Genomic DNA, 19,923 nt, shown 5'->3' with positions numbered 1-19,923 from the left:
TCAGCGCCCTCCCCAGCACCACGCGCACGGCGCGAGCACTGCGAGCCACGCGAGCGAGCGCCACGCGGCCTGCCGCCAGCCGGGCGCGACGAGCGCCCACAGCAGCATCCCGACGCTAGCAGCGAGCGTCACCAGCACCGCCGCATAGAGCCGGTTCAGTCCGTCGGCCGGATAGTGACGGGCCAGCGTCACCGCGAGCCCGCCCGCGCCGAGCGCCGTCCCGCCGACCGCGATGGCCGTTCGCGCGAACCAGCCGCCCGCCATCAGAACTGCCCCCGCACCGTCAGCATCACGTTGCGCGGCTCGCCGTAGCGGTTGTTCCAGCCGAGCTGGCTGAGGCTCTGGTAATACGTGCGATCGAACAGGTTGTTGACGTTGAGCGCCGCGCTCCAGTGCTTGTCGTAGCGATAGCCGAGCCGCAAGCTCGCCAGCATGTAGCCGCCCTGACGCATCGTGACGCCGTTCGACACCGCCGTGAAATCGCTCTGCGCCTGCACGCCGCCGCCGATGCTCCAGCGGCGCTCCTGCCACGGCAGGTCGTAGTTCGTCCACAAGCGCAACAGATGGCGCGGATTCAGCAGCGGCGCAAAGGCGCCGGCATTCGCGAGGTTCTGCGCATAGCGCATCGTGTCGAACGTATAGCTCGCCCACACGCTCCACCACGGCGTGATGCGACCGTTCGCCTCGAATTCGAAGCCCTGGCTGCGCACGCTCCCGCCATTGACGTAGTAGCAGCTCTGCCCGGCGCACGGGTGGGCCGCGTCGACCTGCGGGTTGTTGTCGAGATCGATCCGGAATGCCGCGAGCGACACGTTCAGCTTGCCGCCCGCCAGTTCGCCCTTGATGCCGGTCTCGTAGGTTCGCCCCTTCACCGGCGTCAGGATGCCGCCGTCCCACGTGGGCTTGCTCTGCGGCTGGAACACTTCCGCATAGCTCGCATACCACGACCAGTCGCGCGCGAAGTCCCAGATCAGCCCGCCGTAGGGCGTGAACTGGCGGCCGGTGTTGTAGTGCGCGCCGAGGCTGTCCTGGTTCCACCAGCTCAGGCGTCCGCCCAGCACGAGCGTGACGGGCTGCGCGAGCTTGATGCGGCCGAGCCCGTAGACGCCCTTTTGCGAGATGTCGGTCTGCTGCGACTGCCGGTACGGCCCGATGCCCGGCTCGGGCACGCTGTTCGGATCCCAGCGGTACACGTTCACCGGCGTGCCGTCCACGTTGCCCAGCAGCGGCGCCGTCATTTGCCCGCTGCTGCTGTTCGCGTAGGTCAGGCCGAACAGCAGTTCGTGCGTGAGCCCGAATGCGCGCACCGGGCCCTGCACGTTCGCGTCGATGCTGCGGCTGTAGCTGCTGAACTTGTACGCATTGCCCGTCAGCATGCCGCCCGCGCCCGTCGCCGGGTCGATCGCGCCGAACGAGCCGGCATAGCGAAGATCCGAGCGCACGCCCTGATATTCGCCGCTCAGCTTCGCCTTCCAGTCGCCGCCGAGCTTCTGCTCGACCGAGCCGAACGCGCGCGTCGTGTCCCAGTCGAAACGGCCCCATGCGGTATCGAGGAAGGTCGAGCGCGGCAGGCCGAGGCTCGAGCCGTCGCGCGCCATCGGCACGCCGGACATGTCGGGCACCGACGTGACCGACTGATACTGCGCGCCGAGCGTGAGCAGCGTGTCGCGCGTCACGTCGATTTCGGTCACGCCGTAGATCGAGCGCGTATTCTGCTTCGCGTGATCGTAGAAGAAGTGGCGATCCTCGTAAGCGGCGACGAGCCGCCCGCGCACCGTCGCGGACGGATTGAGCGGCCCGCCGATGTCGGCTTCCGCGCGATAGCGGTCCCAGCTGCCGACGCTTGCTGTCGCGTGCGCGGCGAACCGGTATTGCGGCCGCTTGCGCACGAGGTTGACGGTCGCGGCCGGATTGCCCGAGCCGTGCAGCAGGCCGTTCGCGCCGCGCAGGATCTCCACCCGCTCGTAGACCGACATGTCCTGCGGCGCGCTCGCCAGGTCGCCGAGCACGACCGGCACGCCGTCGAGCTCGAACGAATCGACCTTGAAGCCGCGCACGAAATACGCGGTGGTCAGCAGCACGTACGGCTGCACCGTCACGCCGGCCGACTGCTGCATCACCTCGTCGAGGCTGAACAGGTTCTGCTCGTCGATCCGCTCGCGCGTCGTCACGCTCACCGACTGCGGAATCTCCCGCAGCGCAAGCGGCATCCTGCCGATCGTCGCGATCGCAGGATCGTCGGCCGCCTCCTTCGACGCGCTCACCGAAATAGCCTTCAGCTCGCCGCCGTCAGGCCCGGCGGCGGCCTGCTTGCGCACGTCCGCATTGCGCGGCGCGTCGTTCTTCACCGGTGTGTCGGCGAACGCCGCCGCCGGATGGGCCGCGATCAGCATGCCCAGATACAACGACGGGCGCCAGCGCCCGCGTCCGAAGCGCGCGGCCGACCGCCGCGTTCTGTCAGGTTCCAGCCCCTCGTACTGCATGAATGCCCCCGCACTTGATAATCGTTCTCATTATCAATTGGAACGGGTCAGCGAATTTTCGATCGAGGGTCTTTTTCTATCGATTTCCGGTACGCCGGTCGTCATTGCTCGAGCGCGGACCGGTGGGCATCGGCATCGACGCGCGGCGACGCCGCGTGCTCTCGCCCGCCCCGGGCGAACGTCGCATACCACGCGTCGGTCGCGACGAGCTGCGCATGCGTGCCCGTCGCCCGTACACGCCCCGCGTCGAGCACGACGATCGCGTCGGCCTCGCGCGCGAGCGCAGGCTGGTGCGTGACGACGATGCGCGTGCGCCGTCCGCGCATCGCGACAAGGCTGTCCCGCACGCGCCGCGCGCTCAGCACGTCGAGACTCGCGGTCGGCTCGTCGAGCAGCAGGACCGGCGCCTTCGCGAGCAGCCCGCGTGCGAGGCACGCACGTTGACGCTGCCCGCCCGACAGCAACTGGCCGCCCGGCCCCACGTCCGTTTCGAGCCCGTGCGGCAGGCGCTCGACGTCGCGCGCCAGCCCGACCGCCTGCAGCGCGGCGCGCAGTTCGGCGTCGGTCGCCTCCGGACAGCTCATTCGCAAATTCCATGCGAGGCTGCCGCGAAACAGGCCGTTGTCCTGGAACGCGATGTGGCGTGCCGCGGCAAGCGTCGTTTCGCTCAAGCGCCGAACGTCGGCGCGGCCGAGACGCACGCACCCTTCGGACGGATCGGCGAGCCGCCCGAGCAAGCCGAGCAGCGTGCTCTTGCCCGCGCCCGTGGGCCCGACGATCGCGACGAAGCCGCCTGCCGGGCAGTGCAGGTCGACGCCGTCGAGCAACGCCGCCCCGGTGGCCGACCGGCAGCCGACCCGGATGGCTTCGACGCTCGCGTCCTGCACCTGCAGGCCGTGCTCGGGGCTCTCGAAGCGCGACGCATCCAGCACCCCAAGCACCGCGTCGAGCGCGCGCCATCCGCCACGCAGCGCCTGATCGAGCTGCGTGAGCTGCGCCAGGGGCTCGATGAAGCGCACCAGCAGCACGAGCACCGCGACCGCGGTGGCGGCATCGAGCCGTTCGTGCGCGACCGCCCACGCGCCGCCGGCCAGCATCGCGACGAATACCGCCTGCACCGCGCCAGCGAAGCCGAGCTCGATCGGCAGCGAGCGCCGCATCAGCGCGCGCGCGCTGCGATGCCGTTCGTCGAGCGCCCGCTGCAGCGCCGCGCGCGCGTCGCCATCCTGGTCCGCGAAACGCAGCAGCCCCTGATGCGCGGCGAATACCTGCAGTTGCGCGGCCACGTCCCGATCGCCGGCCGCGCGCGCCGCTTCGAGCGCGAGCGTGCGCGCGCCGCCCCGCTCGAGCAGCGCAAACAGCAGCGCGGCCGCCGCGGCGAGGCACAGTGCGATGCGCCAGTCGATGCACGCGAGCCCCGCGACGACCGCCAGCGGCGTGGCGACCGCGCCGATCAACGGCCCGAGCAGATGCGCGGGAATGCCCATCGCCTGCAGCACGGGGCCGCGCAGCAGGCCGGCCGGATGGCTGTCGCGGACGGTTTGCCACGATGCGACGCGCGGCAGGTGCCGCACCAGGCGCTCGACCAGCCCGGCGGCGAGCGCGCCGCCCGCGCGGTAGCCCCGAAGCTGCGCGGCGTACAGCACGAGCGCATGGCACAGCGTCAGCGCGCCCAGCGCGATTGCCCAGTGCAGCGCGGCGGCGGCCGCGCCGGAAAACCATGCGCGGATCAGCGGCACGAGCAGCACGCCGCATGCGCCGTCGAGCAATGCGGCGGCGAGCGCCCAGCCGACGCCGCGACAGAGGGCGCGCCGCGTTTCAGCGGGCAGGCACCGCAAGCGCTTCGGCAAGGTCGTCATTGCGCGGCCTCCTGGTCCGCGTCGCCGCGCTCGTCCCATAGCCGCGCATACAGGCCGCGCGCGGCGAGCAAGGCCGCGTGCGTGCCGCGCTCGACGATGCGGCCGCGATCCATCACGAGGATCTGGTCCGCGTGCCGGATCGCATCGAGATCGTGGCTGACGATCACGCGCGTGCGCGTGTCGCCGCGCAGCGCGTTGCGCAGCGCGCGCCGGGTCTGCGGGTCGAGCGCGGACACCGGCTCGTCGAGCAGCAGCAGCGGCGCCTCCGACAACAGCGCGCGCGCGATCGCGAGCCGCTGCAGCTCGCCGCCGGAGAACTGCACGTCGCGGCCGTACACGCAGTCGTAGCCGCCCGGCAGCGCGTCGATGCGCTCGGCCAGGCACGCGGCGCGCGCGGCCGCGCGGATCTCGTCGCGGCTCGCGGCGGGCCGGTAGAGCGCGAGGTTCGCCGCGATCGACACGTCGAGCGCGGCCGCCTGCTGGAACACCATCGAGACCCGGCCGCGCAGCGCGCGCTGCGACAGCGCGCGCACGTCGACGCCGCCCAGCAGCACGGCCCCGCGGTCCGGATCCATGAAGCGGGCAAGCAGCGTCAGCAGCGTGCTCTTGCCGGCGCCCGACGGCCCGACGATCGCGGTGGTCGTCCCGGCCGCGAGCGTCGCGTCGATGTCGTGCAGAATCGGCGCGCCGTCGATCTCGACGCCGACGCCGCGTATCGCGACCGACGCGTCGCGCGGCAGCCGCGTCGCGTCGCCGTCGGCCGGCTCCGGCAGGCCCGGCAGCGCGAGCAGCGCATCGAGCCGCCCGGCGGCCGCGCGCGCCTCGCGCAGCGCGTCCGCGCCGTGGCCGAGCGCGCGCACCGGCGCGGCAACGGCCCAGATCAACAGCGTGAACGCGCACAGGTCGCCGATCGGCAGCCGACCGGCCGTGAGCCACGTCGCGCCCAGCACGACCCATGCGAGCAGGAACGGCGTACCGAGCAGCACCTGCGTGCACGCACCCGGCCCGCCGATGCGGCCGACCCATGCCGAAAACGCGTGCGCGAAGCGCTCGACGGAACCGAGCGCGGTCGCCTCGATGCCGGCGCCCGGATACTGACGCACGAGCGCCGGGTTCTGCGCGAGCTGCGCGTAATCGCCCATCAACTGTTCGAGCGCGGCGTTGCGGTCCGTGAACGCCGGCGCGAACCGCGCCGAACGCATCCAGCGAAACAGCGCCGCGCCGACGACGAGCGGCGCCAGCGCAAACCCGAGCAGCGCCGAATTCAGAACCAGCAGGCACGCGAGCGCCGCGCACGGCACGACGATCAATTGCGTGAGGTCGGTCGGCGCATGCGCGACGAGCTGATGCAGTGCGCGCACGTCCTGGTCGACATAGCGCGCGACGCGATCGCCGCCCGCGCGCACGAACCAGCCGAGCGGCAGCCGTTGCAGATGATCGGCCAGGCGCTTGCGCAGCCGGTCGCACAGATCGGCGTCGACCCGGTGCGTCAGGTGCAACGCGACCGTCTGGCCGCCGAGCCAGAACGCGCCGGCCGCGGCCGCCGCCGCCAGCCAGTCGCGCCCGGCGCCGTCGAGACTCGCATGCAGGCGCCAGCCGTCGGCGATCCGGCCGAGCGCGAGCCACGGGACGAGCGATGCGATGCCCGCCAGCGCCTGCAGCGCGACCGCGGCCGCGAGCGGCGCCGCGAACGGGCGCAACATCCGGAACAATGGCGTCGTCACGCGGCACGCTCCCGCCATGCGTCGAGCGCCGCAAGCTGCGAGCGAACGGGAACGGACGGAGAAGAAGGAGTGGACGCGAAAAGTTCGGTGATGGAATCGACGGCGGTCTGGCTCATGGGCACGCCTTGCATGGATCGTTCGCGGGCCGGTCCGCTTGAGGGCGGCGGCCTGTCAACGAGAATCTATCTCATTGAACGCCATGAGCCGGATCGATTGCTTTAGATTGCCGGTGAGTTTGTTTAGATTGCGGTGCGCGTCCGCTCGACGTCGTCGTGCGCGTTCGGCGATGTCCGGATGTCGCTCGGCGAAATGGCGTAGCGCTTGCGAAACGCAATCGAAAAATGCGCGGGACTGTAGCCGACCCGGTAGGCGACGGTCGACACGTTCACGTCCTCCGCGCACAGCATCGCGTGCGCGGTCCGCAGCCGGTACTCCTGCAGATACGCATGAACGCTCGTGCCGAACACCTTGCGGAAACCCGCCGTCAGCTTGCGCGGGTTCATCCCGACGCGGCTCGCGAGCGCGTCGAGCGTCGGCGGCTGCTGGAGATCGCGCGTCAGGATGTCGCTCGCCGCGTAGACGCGCTCGACGTCCGACGACGTGACGCGCACGTCGGCCGGCGCGGACTGCCGCTGCGTCGTCAGCAGTTGCGCGCTCAACGCGGTCAGCTCGAACGCCTTCGCCTTCAGGTAGTACTCGCGCACCGCGCCCTCGAACGGGCACGTCGCGATCTGCACGGCGAGCGCCTGCAGCGCCTTCGACGCCGGGCAACTGACGATCCGCGGATCGCCGCCCGGCGGCGCGAGCAGCTTGTCGGGCAGCAGGCTCAGGTTGCGATCGAGCGCGTCGAGACCGAGCTGCACGATCGTGTAGCGCAGCGGCGCGTCCCGGCCGTAGGCCTGCTGCGTCGTGAAGTCGCCATCGTTGGCGATCACGCACAGTCCGGGCCCCTCGATGTGCTGCTCCGGCTGGCCCGGCACCCGGCAGCGGACTTGCCCGCTCTGCACGAGCACGAGCTTCAGACCTATTTCCAGCGGCTCCTCGTACCAGTCGCGACTGTCCGGGCACAGGGTCCCGCTCACGAGTTTCAGGCCGGCGTCGATGTGCATCACGCCCGGGTGATTGCCGGGCATGCCCCCTGCTGGGGGGCGTCGTGGCGAAACGAAGGAGTTCGAGGTCATCGGAGGGTCCGTTGGTTGGCAGCCGGCGCACGGGGCGGTTATCGGACCGGGTCTGGCAGTCGCCGCACTGCATGTGCCCGATCGACTGAAAAGGCCGCGATATCAAAAAAAGGCGCCATTGCGGCGGCCTTTGCAATTGATAATACCTCTCATTTACATTTTCTGACAACTTGCCGGGACAGCCGAGCCGCGCGCGTCACAGCAGCGGCAGCATGAACCGGATATGCTCCGCGAACGCCGCCGTCAGATGCGACGGCCGCTTCCGGTCGAATTTCAGCGTAATGCCGACCGCGGGCAAAGGCGGCAGCCCCGGATCGCCGTTGAGGATCGCGAGATCCGCCGGCACGGCCGTCTGCGTCATCACGGCGAACGCCTGCCCCGAACGAACCAGCGCGGTCAGCCCCGCCAGGCTGCTGCTCGCATACGCGATCCGGTAATCCCTGCCGGCGCGCCGCAGCGCGTCGCAGGCCGCGAGGTGATCGAGCGTATCCGGATCGGAGAGCGCCAGCGGCAACGGCTCGAAATGCGCGGACTCCAGCCCCGGGTAACCGATCCAGACCAGTTGCTCGCGGCGAATGATGTCGTCGCCCGAGCTGCCGTCCGGCAGCGAGATCATCGCGAGGTCGACCGCACGCTTGTCGAGCTGTTCGAGCAGCCGGGGTGTAGGACTGCATACGACTTCCACGAGCGCATGCGGATGCTCGCTCGCAAACCGGCGCAGCAGCGCCGGAAGGAATGCGGCGGCGTAATCGTCCGGACAGCCGAAACGAATGCTCCCCGACAACCCCTTGCCGCACAGATCGGCCATCGCCTCGTCGTGCAGCCGCAGCATGCGTTGCGCGTGGATCAGCAGGCGCTCGCCGGGATGCGTCAGCACCACGCCGCGGCCCGTGCGCTGGAACAGCGGCTGGTCGACGATTTCCTCGAGCCGTCTCATCTGCTGGCTCAGCGCGGACTGGGTCCGGCCGACCCGGGCGGCCGCACGGCTGAGCGCGCGCACCTCGGCGATGACGACGAACGAGCGCAGGAGATCGATATCGAGCGACAGACCCAAGGTATTAGCCCCTTTTCTACCTTGCATAAGAACTATTCGTTTCTATAAAAGCAGAGGTCCGCCTAGACTGCAAGACACCCCCGCCCCCCTGCCAGGAGAAGCACGATGTCCCTGAGCGACGACGCAACCTTCTGGCGCAACGCCAGGCAGCACCTGATCCGCTATGGCGGCACGTTCGAGCCGATGATCATCGAGCGCGCGCAGGGCAGCTTCGTCTACGATGCGGACGGCCGCGCGATCCTCGATTTCACGTCGGGGCAGATGAGCGCGGTGCTGGGGCACTGCCATCCGGAGATCGTCTCGGTCATCAGCGAGTACGCCGGCAAGCTGGACCATCTGTTCAGCGGCATGCTGTCGCGACCGGTCGTCGACCTCGCGACCCGGCTGGCCGACATCACGCCCGCCGGGTTCGATCGCGCGCTGTTGCTCAGCACCGGCGCGGAGTCGAACGAAGCGGCGATCCGGATGGCGAAGCTCGTCACCGGCAAATACGAAATCGTCGGCTTCGCCCAGTCGTGGCACGGCATGACGGGCGCCGCGGCTTCGGCCACCTACAGTGCCGGCCGCAAAGGCGTCGGCCCCGCCGCCGTCGGCTCGTTCGCGATCCCGGCCCCGTTCACGTACCGGCCGAGGTTCGAGCGCAACGGCACCTACGATTGCTTCGCGGAACTCGACTATGCGTTCGATCTCATCGATCGCCAGTCCAGCGGCAACCTCGCCGCGTTCATCGCGGAGCCGATCCTCAGCTCCGGCGGGATCATCGAGCTCCCGGAAGGCTACATGGCGGCCCTCAAGCGCAAGTGCGAGGCGCGCGGCATGCTGCTGATCCTCGACGAGGCGCAGACCGGGGTCGGCCGCACGGGCACGATGTTCGCGTGCCAGCGCGACGGCGTCACGCCCGACATCCTCACGCTGTCGAAGACGCTGGGCGCCGGCCTGCCGCTCGCGGCCGTCGTGACGTCCGCGCAGATCGAGGAACGCGCGCACGAGCTCGGCTACCTGTTCTACACGACGCACGTGTCCGATCCGCTGCCCGCCGCGGTCGGCCTGCGGGTGCTGGATGTGGTTCAGCGCGACGGGCTCGTCGCGCGCGCGAACGTGATCGGCGAGCGTCTGAAGCGCGGCCTGCTCGACCTGATGGAACGCTTCGACTGCATCGGCGACGTGCGTGGACGCGGGCTGCTGCTCGGCGTCGAGATCGTCAGGGACCGCCGCTCGAAGGAGCCGGCGGATGGACTGGGGGCAAGGATCACCCGCGAGTGCATGAAGCTCGGGCTCAGCATGAACATCGTGCAGTTGCCCGGCATGGGCGGCGTGTTCCGGATCGCGCCGCCGCTGACCGTTCGCGAGGACGAGATCGACCTCGGCCTGTCGTTGCTGGAAGAGGCCATTCAGCGTTCGCTGTAGCCGCGCAGGGGCAATGCCCGTTGCCGTGCCGCGAAACCCCGGCACGCGACATGCCGCCGGCCCGCCACGGGCCGGCGGCATCCTCCGTCACCCGCCCAGATAAGCCTGCTTGATCCGGTCGTTCGCGAGCAGGTTCGCGCCGGTATCCGCGAGCACGACCCGCCCCGTCTCCAGTACGTACCCGCGATCGGCAACGTGCAGCGCCTTGTTCGCGTTCTGCTCGACGAGGAACACCGTCACGCCCTCGTCGCGGATCATCCGGATGATGTCGAAGATCTGCGCGATCACGAGCGGCGCGAGGCCGAGCGTCGGCTCGTCGAGCAGCAGCAGGCGCGGCTTGCTCATCAGCGCGCGGCCGATCGCGAGCATCTGCTGCTCGCCGCCCGACATCGTGCCCGCGCGCTGCGACGCGCGCTCCTTCAGGCGCGGAAAGAGGCGATACACGTGGTCGACGCCCGCGTCGATCTCGTCGCGGCTCGCGAAGAACCCGCCCATCTTCAGGTTCTCGAGCACCGTGAGGCTCGGGAACACGCGCCGCCCTTCCGGCGAGATCGCCATCCCCTGCCGCATGATCTGGTGCGTCGACATCCCGGTGATGTCCTTGCCTTCGAACAGCACGCGGCCCGACGACGCGCGCGGCGTGCCGCACACGGTCATCATCAGCGTCGTCTTGCCGGCGCCGTTGCTGCCGATCAGCGTGACGATCTCGCCCTTGTTCACTTCGATCGACACGCCCGCGAGCGCCTCGACCGCGCCGTAGTGCGTATGGACCTGTTCCAGCTTCAGCATCACTCTTCCCCCAGATACGCCTTGATCACCCGCGGATCGTTGCGGACCGCCTCCGGCGAGCCGATCACGATCGGCCGGCCGTGCTCCATCACGAGGATGCGGTCCGACACGCCCATCACGAGGCTCATGTCGTGCTCGATCAGCAGCACCGATACGCCGAACTCGCGGCGCAGCCGGTCGATCAGGTGCTGCAGCTCGATCTTCTCCTGCGGGTTGAGGCCGGCCGCCGGCTCGTCGAGCATCAACAGGCGCGGCTCGGTGATCATGCAGCGCGCGATCTCGAGGCGGCGCTGGTGGCCGTACGACAGCGTGCCCGCCGGCCGGTTGGCGACCGACGTCAGGTTCATCCGCTCGAGCCACACGGCCGCGCGTTCGAGCGCTTCCTTCTCCGCGCGCCGGTAGGCCGGCGTCGCGAACAGGCCGTGCAGCAGGCCCGACTTCACCTTGCGGTGCTGCGCGACGAGCAGGTTCTCGACGACCGTCAGCGACTTGAACAGGCGGATGTTCTGGAACGTCCGCACGAGCCCCTTCAGCGCGATCTGGTGGCTCGCGAGCCCGGCGATCCGGTGCCCGTCGAGCACGACCTCGCCCCCGGTCGGCTTGTAGAACCCGCCGACGCAGTTGAACACGGTGGTCTTGCCCGCGCCGTTCGGCCCGATGATCGCGAACACCTCGTCGCGGCGCACGTCGAAATCGATGCCGTCGACGGCGAGCAGCCCGCCGAAGCGCATCTGCAGCCCGGCGACCTTCAACAGTTCTGCGTTCGCGCTCATTGCGGCAGCTCCACGTGGGGACGGCTCGCGGGCAACAGGCCCTGCGGACGCCACATCATCATCAACACCATCACCAGGCCGAAGATCAGCATCCGGTACTCGGCAAAACCGCGCGCGACTTCCGGCAGCACGGTCAGCAGGATCGCCGCGAGGATCACGCCGAGCTGCGAGCCCATCCCGCCGAGCACGACGATCGCGAGGATCAGCGCCGATTCGATGAAGGTGAACGATTCCGGGTTCACGAGGCCCTGGCGCGCCGCGAAGAACGCGCCGCCGATGCCCGCGAACGCCGCGCCGAGCGTGAACGCCGACAGCTTGATGCGGGTCGGGTTCAGGCCCAGCGAGCGGCACGCGATCTCGTCGTCGCGCAGCGCTTCCCACGCACGGCCCATCGGCATGCGGATCAGGCGGCTCGTCACGAACAGCGTGAAGCCGACCAGCAGCAGCGCGAGCAGGTACAGGAAGATCACCATGTGCTCGCCGCTGTACTCGAGACCGATCAGCTCGTGGAAGGTCTTCGCGCCTTCGACGCTCGCCGAGCGCGCCATCTCGAAGCCGAACACGGTCGGCTTCGGAATGCTCGAGATGCCGTCCGGCCCGCCGGTGAGGCTCGTCAGGTTGTTCGCGAGCAGGCGGATGATCTCGCCGAAGCCGAGCGTGACGATCGCGAGATAGTCGCCGCGCAGCCGCAGCACCGGGAAGCCGAGCAGGAAGCCGAACGTCGCCGATGCGATCGCGGCGAGCGGCAGGCACTCCCAGAACGTGAGCCCGAAGTACTGGTTGAGCATCGCGTAGGTATAGCCGCCGACCGCGTAGAAGCCGACGTAGCCGAGGTCGAGCAGCCCCGCGAAACCGACGACGATGTTCAGCCCGAGGCCGAGGATCACGTAGATCAGCGCGAGCGTCGCGACGTCGACCGCGCCGCGCGACCCGAAGAACGGCCACACGAGGCCGACCGCGAGCAGCGCCCAGACGATCACGCGCTGCTGCTGCGCGCCCATCGCGGGCAGCGCCGGCAGCGTGACCGCGGCTTTCGCGCGCGTGAGCCACGGCTTGAACAGCTGGAACAGGAACACGGCCGCGACCGCGATCCACACGGGGCGCCAGTGCGGCTCGAGCACCACCTGGTAGCCGTCGAGCTTCAGTTGCAGGCCGAGCACGGGCACCGTGAGGATCGCCGTCAGGAGCGCGGCGGCCACGGCGTTCTTCAGCGTGTCGCCGAACGAGACGCCGGCAGCCGGCCGGCGGACGGAAATGACTTGGCTCATCTGCGCCTCCCTCAAACCTTTTCGATGTCCGACTTGCCGAGCAGGCCGGTCGGACGGAAGAGCAGGATCAGCACGAGCAGGCCGAACGCGACGACGTCCTTGTACTCGGCCGGCATGTAGCCCGCTGCGAACGTTTCGGCGAGGCCGAGCAGCACGCCGCCGAGCATCGCGCCCGGAATGCTGCCGATGCCGCCGAGCACCGCGGCGGTGAACGCCTTGATGCCCGCGACGAAGCCGATGTACGGGTTCAGCTTGCCGATCGTCAGGCCGATCAGCACGCCGCCGACGGCCGCGAGCATCGCGCCGAGCACGAACGTGAACGAGATCACGCGGTTCGTGTCGATGCCGAGCAGGTTCGCCATCTTCATGTCCTCGGCGCATGCGCGGCACGCACGGCCCATCCGCGAATGCGAGATGAACAGCGTGAGCGCGATCATCAGCGCGATCGTCACGCAGACGATCAGGAGGCGCGCATACGGCACCGTGACGTCGAAGTCGCCGCCGAGGTGGATCTCGAACGCGCCGGAGATCAGCACGGGCACGGACACGTCGCGCGCGCCCTGGCCGATCTGCACGTAGTTCTGCAGGAAGATCGACATGCCGATCGCGGAGATCAGCGGCACGAGGCGCGGGCCGCCGCGCAGCGGCCGGTACGCGACGCGCTCGACCGCGAAGCCGTACAGCCCGGTGACGATCACCGAGACGATCAGCGCCGCGCCGAGCACGAGCGGCAGCGGATAGCCGGCGGACACGCCGATCGCGGTCAGGGTCACGAGGCCCACGTAAGCGCCGATCATGTAGATCTCGCCGTGGGCGAAGTTGATCATGCCGATGATGCCGTAGACCATCGAGTAGCCGATGGCGATCAGCGCATAGATCGCGCCCAGCGTCAGGCCGTTGACCAGCTGCTGGGCGAATTGCGGAAAGAAATCAGTCATGTGCGGGAAGCTCCCGGTAGCGCCGCGCCGGGCGCCGCCGCCGGATCACGGCGGGGCTGCGGGCAACGCACGGTGTCGTCACGAGCCGCCCGATGGCCGCTCGCGCGGTTAAATACGCACCCGCCCCGCTCGGGTTTCGAGCGGGGCGGGTGCGCGGGCGGGTACTCCGTTTAGTTGGCGGCGACCGTCTTGGTCGCGTCCTTGTGCCACGTGTAGACGACGAACTTGAACGCCTTCAGGTCACCCTGCGCGTCGTACGCGACCTTGCCGATCGGCGTGTCGAACGTCGTCTTGTGCAGGTAGGCGGCGACCTTCGTCGGGTCGGTCGACTTCGCGCCCGCGATCCCGTCGGCGATGATCTTCACCGCCGCGTATGCCGGCATCTGGAACGGACCGTTCGCGTCGCGCTTCTTGTCGGCGAACGCCTTCACGAGCGATGCGTTGGCCGGGTCGGCCGTGAAATCGGCCGGCAGCGTGACGAGCATGCCTTCCGACGACGGGCCGGCGATCGCCGTCACGTCCTTGTTGCCGACGCCCTCAGGCCCCATGAAGGTGGCCTTCACGCCCTGCTCGCGCGCCTGGCGCATCAGCAGGCCCATTTCCGGGTGGTAGCCGCCGAAGTAGACGAAGTCGACGCCTTGCGACTTCAGCTTCGTGATGATCGCCGAGTAGTCCGAATCGCCGGCGTTGATGCCTTCGAACAGCACGACCGGGATCTTCGCGGCTTCGAGGTCCTTCTTCACGGACGACGCGATGCCCTGGCCGTACGACTGCTTGTCGTGCAGCACCGCGACCTTCTTCGGCTTCACTTGCGTGATGATGTACTTCGCCGCCGCCGGGCCTTGCTGGTCATCGCGGCCGATCGTGCGGAAGATGAAGTGACGCTTCTTGCCTTCGGTGAGCTGCGGCGCGGTGGCCGACGGCGTGACCATCACGATGCCTTCGTTCTCGTAGATGTCGGACGCGGGAATCGTCGAACCCGAGCACACGTGGCCGATCACGTACTTGATCTTCTGGCTGACGATCTTGTTGGCGACGGCGACGGCCTGCTTCGGCTCGCACGCGTCGTCCATCATCACCACTTCGAACTTGTTGCCGCCCGCGCCGCCCGCCGCGTTGATCTGCTCGATCGCGGTCAGTGCGCCGGCCTTCACCATGTCGCCGTACTGGGCGACCGAACCGCTCATCGGCCCGGCGATGGCGATCTTCACGGTTTCCGCTTGCGCGGCGGCGGCGCCGGCGGCGAACAGCACGGCGGCAACGGAGATGGACGTAAGACGGGACAGCGTCATTAGGAGCTCCTCGATGTTGTTAGTCATACGGGCAAAGGCGGCATGACTTGCGCAATCGAACAGCACCCGGGGCGAGGACATGGGACACGCCCGAGACGCGGAGACGGACCTGCGGTGGAATGAAACTCGTGCGGGGCCCGGCTCTTACCATCCCCGAAAGGGGATGTCTGGTTCGGAAAGACAACGTGATGCGTCTTGCATTGCGCAAGCGTTTCGCCTGCCCCGCTTGCCAAAGCGCTCGCCGGATGGATGGTCCGACAGCCGTTGGCAAGGCAGTCGAAATTATATGGGCGTTTTTCTTTCGTCTGTCAAAAATGCCGACCAACCAAGGGAAAACACGTAGGCGGAATCGGGGCGTGGTGGCGACGGCGGAGCAACCGGATTTAAAAGGGCACGCTTGCGTGGAGTGCAATCCGGTTGCGACGGCGGACGGAATTTCGCCGTCCTGCGGGGCGAGACAAGGCGTTCGGGAATCCGGAGGGGTCGACCGCGCGAGGACGTGATTTAAAGGGTGATATCGGGCGGACAGGACGCCCGAGCGGCGGACGTGTGACGCACTATTTCGGGGAATCGGGGCCGGACGGCCAATCATTCAATTTGCTAACCGAAGACATTGATTGGAAAGCTCATTGCTATTTAACCGAAATGATATGAAACCGCGGTCCGGCCGGCTCCCGACGCACGCGGCGCAGCCTCGATCGGCATGCCGTCTCCGTCCCCTAAAGAACCCACGGCGCCCACCGTTAACTACGAGACGCGATCCCGTGGCGCGTTCGATTCTTGCATCGGCGCGCCCCTGTTCGATCGGCACATTCCGGGGTGCGAGCTTGCTCGCTGACAACAATAGAAACACGAGACCTTCATGTTCAATACCAAACGCCTGGCGACCCTTGCCGGCACGTTCTGCCTTGCGCTGTCGCTGTCCGCCTGCATGTCGATGCATTCCTACGTGGATTCGTCGCTCGGGGAGCCGCACTACGCCGACCTGAAGAAGCCGGCCAGCCCGCAACCCGTCCAGCTGCTGGTCGAGCTCCAGACCAAGGGCGTTCCCAATGCACGCGCCACCGAAGCCTTCAAGCCGCGCGTGTACGAACAGGTGTCGCAATCGGGCCTGTTCAGCCAGGTGTCGTATGAGCCGGTCGCGTCCGGCCGCAAGCTGTCCATCACGATCAACAACCTGCCGCAGACCGAGAACGCGGCCGCCAAGGGGTTCGGCACCGGCCTCACGCTCGGCCTCGTCGGCACGATGGTCACCGACGGCTACGTCTGCACGGCCACCTACGTTGCGCCCGGGCACGACGCCGTGACCAAGGTCGTCAAGCATGCGATCCACACGACGATCGGCAATGCGTCCGGGCCTGAGGGGCTGAAGTCGATGACCCTGCAGGATGCATCGAGCACGATGATCCGGCAGATCGTCGCGAAGAGCCTCGAGGAAATCGATCAATCGTCGGATCTCGCGCAGTAATGCCGGTCCGGATTGCATGCCGGCGCATCGTCGGCACGCTCGCCGCACCGGCGGTTCTGGCCGTCACGCTGGCCTTGGGCGGCTGCGTCACGCAGCCGGTGCCGCATTATCAGGCGAGCGTCGCCAACCAGATGACGCTGGCCCGGCTGCCGCAGGACGCACGTTTTCGCGTGACGACCGGCCCCGACCCGGCCGGCATACAGACCCAGGTCCGGTCGATGCGTTACGCCGCGCCCGGCAACGGTTCGTGGTCGGACTATCTGAACGAGGCCATCCGTACCGAGCTGACGACGGCCGGACACTACGACGCAAACGCATCGGCCACGCTGGAAGCGACGTTGACGGACGTCCGGGTATCCGACGGTCAGGCGGAACTGGGCGGACGGTTCGTCATCCGGCGCGATCAATCGATCGTCTACAACAAGGCATTGCGCGCGAATGCGCAGTGGGACACGCATTTCATCGGCGTGCTCGCCGCGGCGGACGGGCTCGACCAGGCGTCCGCCATCTTCCAGAGCCTGCTGCGCCAGTTGTTCGACGACCCTGAATTCGCCGCCGCAGGCCGGCGCATGGCGAACAGGACACCGGGTTAAGCGGCTCGACGCGCATTCCATCGATACGTGTCGAACATTCCGCTGTCAGGCCGGCAGGCATCCCGTCGCGCCGCCTGACACGAACGTGATCGCGGCGCGATTCAAACACGAAAAAAGATTCCAGAGAACTTGAAACAAGCATGGATGGCTGTCGCCGCAGCATTGTTGCTGTCTGCGTGCGCGATCCCGCAGGCGGAATTCGATTCCGAAAAACTTGGCGCAATCAAGACCATCGCAGTTGCGGTACCGCGCCAGCACTACACCGCCGCGTCGAGCAGCGGACCGATCGTCATTCCTGGCGGCGGCCTCATCGCCGCCGCGATCGGCCGGGCAATTTCAGGTGGCGTCAATGCCTCCACGGACAAGCGGTCCGTCACGTTTGATGAACTGGTGTCGACGAAGCTTGGCGATACGCATTTCAATCGTCGCTTTGTCGACGCGATCGAGGCGGGGCTGCGATCGGAAGGCTTCGTGGTCAGCGAAACGGATCTCTCGCAGCAAGGCATGCCCAACGCCCTCTTCGAAAACGGCGCGGTCAAGCTCGAGGGGCAGCCGTATCGCGCCGCCGACGCAATCCTCGTTCTCATGTGGTCGGCATCCGGTGCAGACATCTTCACCGAACGCCTCCGCTTGCTGCCTGACTGTATCGAGGCTATCGATTTCAACACGATATTTATCGGTTTGACTACGCGACCGGAGCGTCGCTTATGCGCTGACAGCGACCAACACGGTTGAAATTGCTCTCGGCTGCATTGCGCGGAAAAAATGCCGACCAGCCAGGGAAAAGCACGCAAGCGAAATCGGGGCGCAGTCGCGATAGCGGAGAATCGGATTTAAAAGAGCACGCTTGCGCACATTTCAACCGAAAGCGTTGATTAGAAAGCTCACTGTTATTTTTATGAAATAATGGGAGCCGATTCCGCAGTCCAGCCAGCTTCCGCCGCGATGCGCGCCCGCCGCCAGCCAGCGATCTGCCCGTTTCTTTCAACGCATATCGCTTGCCTTGCATCGCCTATGAATCACGCCTTTCGCTTCGTTCCCGCCGCCGCGCTCGCCGGTGCGCTTTTCACCATGACTGCCTGCGCGTGGAGCCAGGACATCCCCAACCGGGACGTGGCCGGCACAAACGTGTTTCGTGCCGAGCGGCGTGCGACGAACGGCGTGCGCATCCCGCGCGACGCGCGTGCCGGGCGCTACACCGCGTCCACGACGCGCGGCCCGTTCGAGACGAACGATACCCGCGAGCTTCGGATGTCCGGCGGCCGCCTCGTGCCCGGTGCGCAGGACAAGCGCGCTGGCGATTCGCACTGGCCCGCGAACCGCGTCACACCCGGCGCGGGTCTCGGCCGCCGCGTGCCGGAGTATGAACGGCGCACGCTCAATTGGGATGCGTATCTGAAGGCCAACGGGACGCCGTATGGCACCGGTCTGCGCGCGACGCAGGCGTTCCCGCCGCCGAACCCGCGCATGCCGATGCGTCCGTACGGCCGCGCGCACGGGCTGCCCGGCGTGCCGAATCCATACGACCCGTCGGTGCCGCAACCTGAGACGCGCACGTTCTACGACAACGGCGCCGGCACGCGTTGCATGGCGACGGGTGGTGCGGGGGCCTCGCGATCGTCGTGCGATCTCCGGTGGTGACGACTCGCGCGGCGAGCGATCGCACCGCCTTCGCGCGCGGCCGATCCGGACGCTACTTGGGCCCCTGACACGCAATCCAGGGCGGAAGCCATCGACCGGTTCAGGCTCACCGGCGGACTCCCGCCTTCGGGCGTCACGCTGCTGGGCCGATGGACCCGAGCAGCGGCTTCGACCTGCCCGAGATGGATGACGTCAAGAAGCTGACGGAATATTCGAAACAGTTCACTTGAACCGGACTCACTGCATGAGCACGTCCAACAAGGATGTGACTGTTGCTCGGCCTTGGTGATCGTTCGGATGCGCAGGAAGTTACTTGTGTGAATGGCCAGTTTCAGCACCTCCTGGAGACCGTAACCGCAGCCCGTCACCTTGCTCGACGTTAAGGACGGCTATCGATCGTGCATCAGCCACTCGTCATGTGCGTTGCGGAGTTTGTGTGGCAGGCGCGACCGATAGAGACAACGTGGCGGAAGGTTTAGGGCGCGTCTAGGTTGGGCCGATATCCACCCTCTCCGCTAGAAAATCCAGTAACGCACGCACACGCAGGGGAAGGTAGCCGCCCTGACCAACATAGACAGCGTGGACATCCTCAACGTCGCCCGGATTGCAGCCTTCAAGCACGGGCAGCAGTCGGCCGGCGGCAATGTCGTCGCGTACCTGAAAGGCAGCCAGACGTGCCAGCCCCAACCCCGATAAAACCAAATGGCGCAACGCTTCGCCATCGCTAGCTTGCGCATTGCCCGTCACCGGGAGCACGACGTTTTCATCCGCATACCGCAGCGGCCAGCCGGGCTGCGCTCGCACGTAGTTGGCCCCCAGGCGATTGTGCGCAAGCAGTTCTTCCGGTGTAGCGGGCGTGCCGTGGCGAGTCAGGTAGCTTGGTGCGCCGACGATCACCATGCGCGTTCCGCCCAGCTTGCGCGCCACTAAGTTCGAGCTTTTCAGCGGGCCGGCGCGCACGGCCACGTCGGTACGTTGCTCCAGGATGTCGATGACCTCATCGGTCAGCACGATGTCCAGCGTCACGTCGGGATAACGTTCCAGGAATTCTGGCGCCAGCGGCAGCAAGAAGTGGTGTCCGAAGGGTACGTTGGCATTCACGCGCAGGCGACCGCGAGGAGCGGTGTGTTCGCTAGCACATCGTTCGGCTTCTTCCAGGTCGGCCAGGATGCGCATACCGCGTTCGTAGAACGCGCAGCCTTCGGGGGTGAGTTGGAGCTGCCGGGTGGAGCGATTCACCAAGCGCGTACGCAAGCGTTGCTCCAAGCGTGCGACCAGTTTGCTGACAGCCGAGGGCGTCATGCCACAGTCACGGGCGGCGGCGGAGAAGCCGCCCAGTTCGATGACGCGCACGAACACTTCCAATTCGCCAGATCGGTTGACTTCCAAACGGGCCACGACCGTCTCCTCAGTGAACTCAATTCACAAATGCTGTTCCTGCGGCCAGTCTACT

Annotated in this window: 18 protein-coding genes; 6 read left to right on the top strand and 12 right to left on the bottom strand. The window is 67.6% G+C overall.

Translation table 11 applies throughout. From position 1 onward, the window contains the following. From ACFIMZ_RS22780 to ACFIMZ_RS22755, 6 genes are all read right to left on the bottom strand, one after another. A complete protein-coding gene (locus ACFIMZ_RS22780) occupies positions 1-264 on the bottom strand; it encodes a hypothetical protein (protein WP_431824567.1) in 264 nt (87 codons plus the stop codon). Then, positions 264-2,393 (bottom strand): TonB-dependent siderophore receptor, encoded by a 2,130-nt coding sequence (locus tag ACFIMZ_RS22775; RefSeq protein WP_431825342.1) that lies wholly within the window; start codon positions 2,391-2,393, stop codon positions 264-266. The genes ACFIMZ_RS22780 and ACFIMZ_RS22775 overlap by 1 nt, the downstream gene beginning before the upstream one ends. Positions 2,394-2,584: 191 nt before the next feature. Continuing rightward, a complete protein-coding gene (locus tag ACFIMZ_RS22770; protein WP_431824566.1) occupies positions 2,585-4,342 on the bottom strand; it encodes an ABC transporter ATP-binding protein in 1,758 nt (585 codons plus the stop codon). After that, positions 4,339-6,045: an ABC transporter ATP-binding protein gene (locus ACFIMZ_RS22765; RefSeq protein WP_431825341.1), complete on the bottom strand. Its 1,707-nt coding sequence runs from the start codon at positions 6,043-6,045 to the stop codon at positions 4,339-4,341. Before ACFIMZ_RS22765 ends, ACFIMZ_RS22770 begins: the two co-directional genes overlap by 4 nt. Before the next feature lie 260 nt (positions 6,046-6,305). Continuing rightward, the gene (locus tag ACFIMZ_RS22760) at positions 6,306-7,247 is read right to left on the bottom strand and encodes a helix-turn-helix transcriptional regulator (protein ID WP_431824565.1); all 942 of its coding nucleotides are present in this window, start codon (positions 7,245-7,247) and stop codon (positions 6,306-6,308) included. Between the two features lie 196 nt (positions 7,248-7,443). After that, positions 7,444-8,328 carry a LysR family transcriptional regulator gene (locus ACFIMZ_RS22755; RefSeq protein ID WP_431824564.1) on the bottom strand — a complete coding sequence of 295 codons (885 nt, stop codon included), beginning with the start codon at positions 8,326-8,328 and terminating at the stop codon, positions 7,444-7,446. A gap of 78 nt (positions 8,329-8,406) precedes the next feature. Here ACFIMZ_RS22755 and ACFIMZ_RS22750 point away from each other — a divergent pair, with 78 nt between their 5' ends. Then, entirely contained in the window at positions 8,407-9,708 is a 1,302-nt protein-coding gene (locus ACFIMZ_RS22750; protein WP_431824563.1) for an aspartate aminotransferase family protein, read from the top strand. 87 nt (positions 9,709-9,795) lie between these two features. On the opposite strand, the gene ACFIMZ_RS22745 is transcribed toward ACFIMZ_RS22750, so the two are convergent. The 5 genes from ACFIMZ_RS22745 to ACFIMZ_RS22725 all read right to left on the bottom strand — a co-directional run bounded on the left by ACFIMZ_RS22745 (position 9,796) and on the right by ACFIMZ_RS22725 (position 14,768). Next, positions 9,796-10,497, bottom strand: a complete 702-nt coding sequence (locus ACFIMZ_RS22745; RefSeq protein WP_431824562.1) for an ABC transporter ATP-binding protein — start codon at positions 10,495-10,497, stop codon at positions 9,796-9,798. After that, complete coding sequence (livG, locus tag ACFIMZ_RS22740) at positions 10,497-11,270, bottom strand: high-affinity branched-chain amino acid ABC transporter ATP-binding protein LivG (protein WP_431824561.1); 774 nt, start codon at positions 11,268-11,270, stop codon at positions 10,497-10,499. Before livG ends, ACFIMZ_RS22745 begins: the two co-directional genes overlap by 1 nt. Then, positions 11,267-12,538 (bottom strand): high-affinity branched-chain amino acid ABC transporter permease LivM, encoded by a 1,272-nt coding sequence (locus tag ACFIMZ_RS22735; protein ID WP_431824560.1) that lies wholly within the window; start codon positions 12,536-12,538, stop codon positions 11,267-11,269. Before ACFIMZ_RS22735 ends, livG begins: the two co-directional genes overlap by 4 nt. A gap of 11 nt (positions 12,539-12,549) precedes the next feature. Next, positions 12,550-13,476, bottom strand: coding sequence for a high-affinity branched-chain amino acid ABC transporter permease LivH (livH, locus tag ACFIMZ_RS22730; protein ID WP_431824559.1), 927 nt, complete (start codon positions 13,474-13,476; stop codon positions 12,550-12,552). A gap of 170 nt (positions 13,477-13,646) precedes the next feature. Beyond that, the gene (locus ACFIMZ_RS22725) at positions 13,647-14,768 is read right to left on the bottom strand and encodes a branched-chain amino acid ABC transporter substrate-binding protein (RefSeq protein ID WP_010089871.1); all 1,122 of its coding nucleotides are present in this window, start codon (positions 14,766-14,768) and stop codon (positions 13,647-13,649) included. Between the two features lie 862 nt (positions 14,769-15,630). Between ACFIMZ_RS22725 and ACFIMZ_RS22720 the strand changes: the two genes are divergently transcribed. The 5 genes from ACFIMZ_RS22720 to ACFIMZ_RS22700 all read left to right on the top strand — a co-directional run bounded on the left by ACFIMZ_RS22720 (position 15,631) and on the right by ACFIMZ_RS22700 (position 18,674). Next, positions 15,631-16,236: a hypothetical protein gene (locus ACFIMZ_RS22720; protein WP_431824558.1), complete on the top strand. Its 606-nt coding sequence runs from the start codon at positions 15,631-15,633 to the stop codon at positions 16,234-16,236. Next, the gene (locus ACFIMZ_RS22715; RefSeq protein ID WP_431824557.1) at positions 16,236-16,829 is read left to right on the top strand and encodes a hypothetical protein; all 594 of its coding nucleotides are present in this window, start codon (positions 16,236-16,238) and stop codon (positions 16,827-16,829) included. Before ACFIMZ_RS22720 ends, ACFIMZ_RS22715 begins: the two co-directional genes overlap by 1 nt. A 129-nt stretch (positions 16,830-16,958) precedes the next feature. Beyond that, positions 16,959-17,564 (top strand): hypothetical protein, encoded by a 606-nt coding sequence (locus ACFIMZ_RS22710; RefSeq protein WP_431824556.1) that lies wholly within the window; start codon positions 16,959-16,961, stop codon positions 17,562-17,564. 279 nt (positions 17,565-17,843) lie between these two features. Beyond that, on the top strand, positions 17,844-18,470 hold the full coding sequence (locus tag ACFIMZ_RS22705; protein WP_431824555.1) for a hypothetical protein: 627 nt from the start codon (positions 17,844-17,846) through the stop codon (positions 18,468-18,470). 18 nt (positions 18,471-18,488) lie between these two features. Continuing rightward, positions 18,489-18,674 carry a DUF3303 domain-containing protein gene (locus ACFIMZ_RS22700; RefSeq protein WP_431825340.1) on the top strand — a complete coding sequence of 62 codons (186 nt, stop codon included), beginning with the start codon at positions 18,489-18,491 and terminating at the stop codon, positions 18,672-18,674. Positions 18,675-18,956: 282 nt separating this feature from the next. On the opposite strand, the gene ACFIMZ_RS22695 is transcribed toward ACFIMZ_RS22700, so the two are convergent. Next, entirely contained in the window at positions 18,957-19,868 is a 912-nt protein-coding gene (locus tag ACFIMZ_RS22695) for a LysR family transcriptional regulator (protein ID WP_431824554.1), read from the bottom strand. Between the last annotated feature and the right edge of the window lie 55 nt (positions 19,869-19,923).

It is taken from the genome of Burkholderia sp. F1 (assembly GCF_050813845.1).
GTDB lineage: Bacteria > Pseudomonadota > Gammaproteobacteria > Burkholderiales > Burkholderiaceae > Burkholderia > Burkholderia ubonensis.
The sequence above is the reverse complement of the archived record's forward strand: the minus strand, read 5'-3'. Positions and strand labels throughout refer to the sequence as shown.